Origin of the sequence: Roseobacter sp. HKCCA2468 (assembly GCF_037805105.1) — a bacterium.
Taxonomy (GTDB): Bacteria; Pseudomonadota; Alphaproteobacteria; order Rhodobacterales; family Rhodobacteraceae; genus M30B80.
The window spans coordinates 1-6,929 of the sequence record NZ_JBBLYN010000012.1; the positions used below are offsets into that span (position 1 = coordinate 1).

Sequence of the window (6,929 nt, forward strand, 5' to 3'; positions counted from 1 at the left end):
GGCGACGGCGTGAGTATGGCGTCTCTTCAGGCCTTGGGGTTCACTCAAGTGAGCATGGATAACCTGGCGGGTATTCGCCTGGTCCTGGCGCGGGCTGATTACAACAGCACGACAACCATCGACACGGGAACCTTTGAGAGCCTGAACCAGCGAACCGAGCTGCAAACGGTAGTTGCGGAGGTGGTGGCGGCCTGGGAGGCAATTATTGCCTATGCAGATAATAGTGATATCAATGTAGCACCCACTAACAATACTTATTTGTATGCAGGAATAGCAAACGTAACTGAGGATAATTTAGATGCGCTTAACGCAGTAGTCGCCTCTAAAGATAGATCAAGCGTTGGTTCAGTCGCAGGGATAAACGAGTCGATCGAAGAGGCGATGGCCAATTTGGCAAAAATTGAAGCCTATAACTCAGTAGATAATACAGCTGCATTGGCAGTGAGTGATTATACCGCGATCGGTTTGCAGGGTGTGTCAGACCAAAACATTGCTGCACTCAATGCGCAGGTACTGTCTGCTGACCCTTTGGGGGCTAATACCAACACAAAAATACGAGAGTTACTAATAGCAGCTAACAATGCGATATCTGAAATAGATGCATATCATATGGGTGATGGATCTACGCCATCACCTTTAACTATAGATCAATATAGAGCCGCTGGGATCACTTTAACGAATGATATTGCTAGCGCAGTCAATTCGAAATTGTCTGCGCTATCACCAACAATAACCATCGGTTCTAGTATGCAGGTTCAGGAGCTAGTAGATGAGGCAGTCTCTGCTATTAAGATCATAGAAGCATGGAACAACTCTAATGGCACTGGAGAAGCGCCAACTGTAGATGACTATAAAGACGCCGGGATTTACGAAGTTAACGCGGATAATATCGACGCAGTTAATAAACAAATGATCTCAAAAAATGTTGGAGGTGTTGACACCTATTCTGAAATAAAAACCATTGTTGATAATCACATTGATGCGCTCGAGAAGATATACAATTTTGTCGGGCAGACATCTATTTCAAGCTGGTCTGCAACGGGTAGTACAATAGAGTTGGTTCCAAATTTATCGCTGTCAGCAAATACGGACGCCGCTTTGAGTGTTATATCACTTGGTGGTACAGATAATTCAAACTTCGTAGATACTGAAGCTTTCAATAACACAACGGGTTCAACCGATGGTTTTCATGCATTAAATCAGGGTTTTGTCGGCTGGATCAGTGACCTTCCAAATCAGGCATATCAATATCAAGGAATAGTTCTTAAGGGTGAAACTGGGCTAGACTACTCGACTACAGAAAATCAATTGCCCAGTACATTTACGGTCGAAGGGCGCAATATTAATTCAGGTGAGTGGGAAAAGATTAGTAGTGGTAGTACCTCCACAGCCAATGTGGTTCCGAATTTTAGCTCTTCGACAAGCGGTACCTGGACGGTTAGTGCTGATGATAGTGCCGGAACAGGTTATGAAGCATACAGGGCTGTTGACGGAACAACAGCTAGTTCATCAAATAACTCTGGTTCATGGGCATCGGGTGGGTCAACAGCCTGGCTGAGATTGGATGCGGGGAGTGGCAATACCAATGTTATTTACAAGTATTCGCTGACGGCTATCTCTAGGTCAGCGCAATCCACTTCGCGGTCACCAGAAGATTGGACATTTCAAGGTAGTAATAACAACTCCACGTGGACAACGCTTGATACAGTTCGTGATCAAACGAGTTGGAGAGCGAGCGAAACTAAAACCTATTGGGTTGATACTCCAGGATCCTATAGGTACTACCGTTTAAATATCTCGGATAATAATGGCGATAGTTATACAGGAATCGATCGCTTTTACATGTATGGTCAGAGTGTCAGCGAAACGATAACTGGTAATGGTGACGCGGCTTACGATGGATTTAGATTAGTTAATACGTCTACCAACAAAGCCTTGATTTCCGATTTGGATTTCAAGGTTAAAACAGCTGTATTTAACGGCCTTACGCCGACAGTAGATGATTATCGTAATGCAGGTGTTTTGGGTGTCAACTCTTCAAATCTAGATCAGGTCAATAAGAAGCTTAAGGGGGTATCTGCAGCTAGTTTAAATTCGCTTGCAGAGCTTCAGTCGTTCGTCGATGATATGTCATCGGGGTTAGAAAAAATACTTGCGTATTACGATAATTCAACCCCGCTTCCTGACGGCGAATTTGAGCTTAAAACCAGCGATTTTACTAATGCCGGTATAAATGGTGTGACTGAAGAAAATGTGCGTGTAATCACTCAAAAAATATCTAAGTCTTCGCGAGCAAACATCGACTCTATTAGCGAATTGCAGTCACTTGTCACGGAGGTAAACGATGCTATTGTAAAAATTGAAGCATACAACAATGGTGATGGCGTCACGCCTACAGCATTATCTTTGGCAGATTACGCAAAGGCAGGAATATTCGGCGTAACTCAAGCGAACTTGGCGACGGTTAATTCCAATATTTTAAACTCAGATATAGGCGAAGCCGATACGCCACAAGAAATTCAATCTTTGGTTACGAATTTAGATAGCCTGAGCTTGATTGGCGAGTACCATGACACAAGTGGCTATACCGCGAATGCCTTAACGCCTACTGATTATTCTAACGCGGGTGTAACTGGGGTAACGGTCTCTAATATTGATGCAGTAAACTTTCAGGTCTTAAGGGCTTCGACTGCTAACCTTGCCACTGTTGCAAGGATTCAATCTCTGGTAACTATGGCTGATGAAGCAATTGGAAAGTTCCAAGATTTCAATAGCGGCACAGATCAATCTGCGTTTCCTTTCACTATAGATGATTATCGGGCCGCTGGTATATTTGATGTCAGCGATAACAACCTGCATGTTGTAAATACGTTACTTTCGAATGCCAACCCCGGGGCGGCCGATACCGTTAGTGAGATTCAAGGTATCGTAGATGAGGCAATTAGCGCCATTGAGATATTTTCAAATTACAGGTCCGGTGATGCCGCAAACCCAGTCAGTGCGCCTCAGTTATCAGACTATCAGAAAATTGGTTGTTCTGGCGTTAATGAGTTAAATATCGATATTGTTAATTATCATGTTTACCATAATACGTTTGAAGAAATTGGTTCAGTTGAAGGTATTCAAAGCGTTATTGATATGGTCGACGATTCTTTAGAGAAGATCATTCAATATTCAAATGGTAGTGCTCCTGAGTTTGTAATAGATGCATTTTCTGCATTAAGAATCGACGGCGTTACGGATCAAAACCTGAGTGCAGTAAAAGCGCAATTACTTAAAAATACCATAAATTCTATTCAAGACATTGAGTCTGCAATAACCTCGGCAAGCGATGCTATCAACAAGATTGCCGCAATTAGCGATGATCAAGAGCAAGCGCAGTATCTTGAATTAAATGATTATAGCGATGCAGGTCTAGCTGGCGTTACGTCAGATAATATCGATATCATTAATCGGGTTATTAAGTTGACAACTCCTAATAGTCTTGATTCGGCTCAGGCTATTCAAGCGGTTATCAACTCAACCAATCATAATCTAGCCAAATTTTCTGCTTATCAACTTGTCGAAGATTATATAGCGCCAAATCTACAGGATTATCAGCAATTAGGAGCAACAATTGTATCTGAAAGCAATCTTCTGACTGTAAATGAAGTTTTAGGCTTAATAGATTCACAGAGTGCGCTAAATACCTTCCTAAATCGGTTGGTGCATCTGGATAATTTGCCGAATGATTTGTATTCGCTTGAACAAGTATTAACCAGTGATGCTTTTGTGCATAATATACAAGCAGGTAACGACGGTAATGAGGGACTATATGCTGGCAGTTCTCTCCAAGATGCTACACCGGATATAATTATTGATTTCGTTGAAGTAAATGAGTTTGACCAATTGGTACTGGTGATTGATGGTGTGGATATTGATCTGGGAAATCCAACAGCAGATCAAGTAAGCGCGGGTGAGCTGTTCCTAGATAACTTCGACGTATCTGTACAAGACGTGTTGAATGATGGTTCCGTCAATCTCCAGGTTAAGGTGGTCCATGATGATGGTTCATCGGTGGTCTCTGATGAGTTCACTTATTTTTACGGCTAGCGCTCTATGCAGCTCAAAATATCAGATAAGTGAGTTTGCCGCATATGTCTTTGTGTATTGGATTAAACACGATCTGGTAGTTACCGCTTTTGGATGAATCGTTTGTCAGGCAAAATTAGGTTGTAGTAGTTCATGCCTGAGCTGACAATATGTGTAATAATGCATTGAGCTACACACAAGTGAGCTCAGCGCGACATACTGGCGATAGTAGCCTTATTTACAAATCATTAGGGTGGGCTCATCCAGTTACTATGTTTTCGTATAATCAGGAGACTGCTGACTTTACCTACCTTGGATTTGGTATTGCTGGCAATACTGGTGCAGATGGCCGTGGAACTGAAACATTCGACACGCTCTATACTGGTGAAATTATCGATGGTTACACTGTCTATGCCATGGTTCATAAAGTTGGAGATACCAGCGATCCAAGTATTAACAATTTGCATGTTGTGATTGGGCATCCAGATTGGGGCTCCGAGTTCACAGGGAACGTCGTGTCCAAGAAGTATGACACTGGTACACAATGGAACAGTCATTATTTTGCTGTGGAACAAAAAAATGCCATCTCTTTCACCACCCTGTTGAGTAAAAGTAGCGGCACGCTACTTACAACGAGCGAGCTCAATGAGATCATTGGTGACATCATTGCCGAGATTAAAATCGCTGACAGCGTTTATCAACGGAATGATGTGTCTTCGGAATTTTCTGAAACCCTGTTCTATGAAGAAATCGATATAGAATATGAACGTAACTTGTCAGAAAGTATTGTCTCTGATCTTACAGATCGGGCCATAACATTTGATTCTGATACGGTAGAATCTATAGTTGGCGTATTAGCGAGAGTGGTCGCATTTACAGACTACAATGAGTATTTGGCGCAACTCAACGGTGTGGACCCTGTTGTTTTGGATGCGGATGACATCAATCTATTGTTGGGGCAGCAGATTGTAGACAACACAACAGAAGCTGCCATTGTGCAAAGATTTGTAGAAATGGATCAATTGCCACTGTCCGCTTCTCAATTGAATTCTGTGGTGGAAAATAATAGCTATATCGAGTTATTGGCGTTTGATGATGGCAGCTATTTGCTGGAAAGTGGTCAAAATATTGCCGACGCTGATGCATCCATGGAAGTTTGGGTATCCCTCTTGGATGTAACCGAGACTGATCAGCTCGTGCTAATGATCGATGGAGATGAAATAAATCTGGGTAGTCCCTCCCAGGAACAGCTTGTTTCAGGAGATTTTATCGCATCGCTAGCTGATATCGCTGATTACGACTTGAATAGTGATAACGTTCTAGATCTTTCGATAAAAGTGATTCATGCTGACGGTTCACAAACGGTATCTGATGCCTGGGAATACACCTATGCTTAAGTTGTCGATGTTACCTTCAAAAATATCAACTTGTAGTGGTCAAGCTATTTTGGCCACAGCTCTTTGGGCATTCTGAGTTGCTCGGCATTTTTGCAGAACTGAGCTGGTCGCCGGTATTAAATATTTGTATTTATATAATTTGAATATTTTCTCTTATTAATTCACAAGTTTTTTGAAACTCTTTTTTTTGAATTTTTAAATTTTTCATTCTCTTAATTTCCAAAATCTTTTCATGAAATTCATACTCGCCTAAATAATTTAGAATGGGCAATAGTTTATGAATTAAGTGGTGTATATGCTTTTCAGTTAAATTTTTTAATTCTATATCAGTAATACTTCGAACTTCAAGAAGTGCCAACCTGCGCAGATTTTCGGAATTTTCCATGTATCTCTCGCTCTGCTGTGCAACCTATATTTTTCAGATCACTTGGAATTTTTCCTGAGGAGAAGAAACTTCAATAGTTCCCGATGTTAATTTTATCAAATAATTTAGGAAGATCACTTAAAACGTTATCTTTATATATAATTGGAATATTTTTATAAGCCTCAGGAAGGTCACTAGTCGTTACACTAGTGTTTCCGGTCACAACTATCAGGCGACTAATGTATTCACGATCAATTAACGCGATACGGGTGAGTAAGGCGACCCCGTCCATATCTGGCAAGCCCAGGTCAAGTAAAATTAAATCAGGCACACCTCTCTTCAATTCATCAATTGCGGAAAATGCATCGTAGCACACCGACACAAACCCATCTGGAAACGAATTCATAGCCAAGGTCTTGAGCATTTCAGAATAAAAGTGAGAGTCTTCAATAACTAAAATTTTTTTATTGGCGGTCGTTTCGCTTTTTGCGCCATGGTGTTGAATTTTGTCACCGAGATGGTTTTTTAAGTATTGCTCTAAACTGTCACGCGTAATTCGACGATGACCTCCCCCCGTTTTCCAAGCTTCAAGCACGCCAATATCTACCATTTTCTGAACCGTTCCCGTTGCGACCCCAAGCGCTCGAGCAACTTGCACGGTCGTTAAGTCTTTTGTTGTTAGGTTTTTTGTGTCACTTCTGGTCATATTGGCCTCGTATGGTGGCGCTTGCTATTAACCACTATAATCAGCCAAGTAATAATTGTAAATTATCTATATATTTGGCATATTTGGCATATTTGGCATATTTGAATGTGTAGAATTTCAATTGATACCGTTGCAGACAAACTTAATTTACATCAAGAGCCAGTGAGAAGGAATTTCTTCCGTTATCATTAACTGAGAAACGGCAGATGCGCTAACTTGATCGTCAAATTGGTGGCGAGCAATAAGGCCGTAAGATCTGTAAAGATTACCCGCCCCAACTGGCGGTTCATAATATCCGGCATTAGCGTGAAACCACAGTTCGAGCGGTTCAAACTCGGCGTCCCAGTGACCGTAACCGCCTCACTAAACGTCCCCGTAAACGTAATGCTGT

5 protein-coding genes are annotated in these 6,929 nt (G+C 41.7%); 2 read left to right on the forward strand and 3 right to left on the reverse strand.

Annotated elements, in window-relative coordinates:
• The first annotated feature begins 54 nt into the window (after positions 1–54).
• Both AAC620_RS12225 and AAC620_RS12230 read left to right on the forward strand, forming a co-directional pair.
• The gene (locus AAC620_RS12225; RefSeq protein ID WP_340245367.1) at positions 55–4,092 is read left to right on the forward strand and encodes a discoidin domain-containing protein; all 4,038 of its coding nucleotides are present in this window, start codon (positions 55–57) and stop codon (positions 4,090–4,092) included.
• 251 nt (positions 4,093–4,343) lie between these two features.
• Positions 4,344–5,468, forward strand: coding sequence for a hypothetical protein (locus AAC620_RS12230; RefSeq protein ID WP_340245369.1), 1,125 nt, complete (start codon positions 4,344–4,346; stop codon positions 5,466–5,468).
• 130 nt (positions 5,469–5,598) lie between these two features.
• Here AAC620_RS12230 and AAC620_RS12235 read toward each other — a convergent pair whose 3' ends face one another.
• The 3 genes from AAC620_RS12235 to AAC620_RS12245 form a co-directional block, all read right to left on the reverse strand.
• On the reverse strand, positions 5,599–5,853 hold the full coding sequence (locus AAC620_RS12235; protein ID WP_340245371.1) for a hypothetical protein: 255 nt from the start codon (positions 5,851–5,853) through the stop codon (positions 5,599–5,601).
• A 70-nt stretch (positions 5,854–5,923) separates the two neighbouring features.
• Positions 5,924–6,538, reverse strand: coding sequence for an excisionase family DNA-binding protein (locus AAC620_RS12240; RefSeq protein WP_340245373.1), 615 nt, complete (start codon positions 6,536–6,538; stop codon positions 5,924–5,926).
• 188 nt (positions 6,539–6,726) lie between these two features.
• A partial coding sequence (locus AAC620_RS12245) for a hypothetical protein (RefSeq protein WP_340245374.1) occupies positions 6,727–6,929 on the reverse strand: 203 nt, incomplete at its 5' end.

Bases quoted from the DNA above. Each gene is read 5' to 3' on its own strand.
- AAC620_RS12240 (WP_340245373.1), bottom strand. From the start codon at position 6,538: ATGACCAGAAGTGACACAAAAAACCTAACAACAAAAGACTTAACGACC.
- AAC620_RS12225 (WP_340245367.1), top strand. From the start codon at position 55: ATGGATAACCTGGCGGGTATTCGCCTGGTCCTGGCGCGGGCTGATTAC.
- AAC620_RS12230 (WP_340245369.1), top strand. From the start codon at position 4,344: ATGTTTTCGTATAATCAGGAGACTGCTGACTTTACCTACCTTGGATTT.
- AAC620_RS12235 (WP_340245371.1), bottom strand. From the start codon at position 5,853: ATGGAAAATTCCGAAAATCTGCGCAGGTTGGCACTTCTTGAAGTTCGA.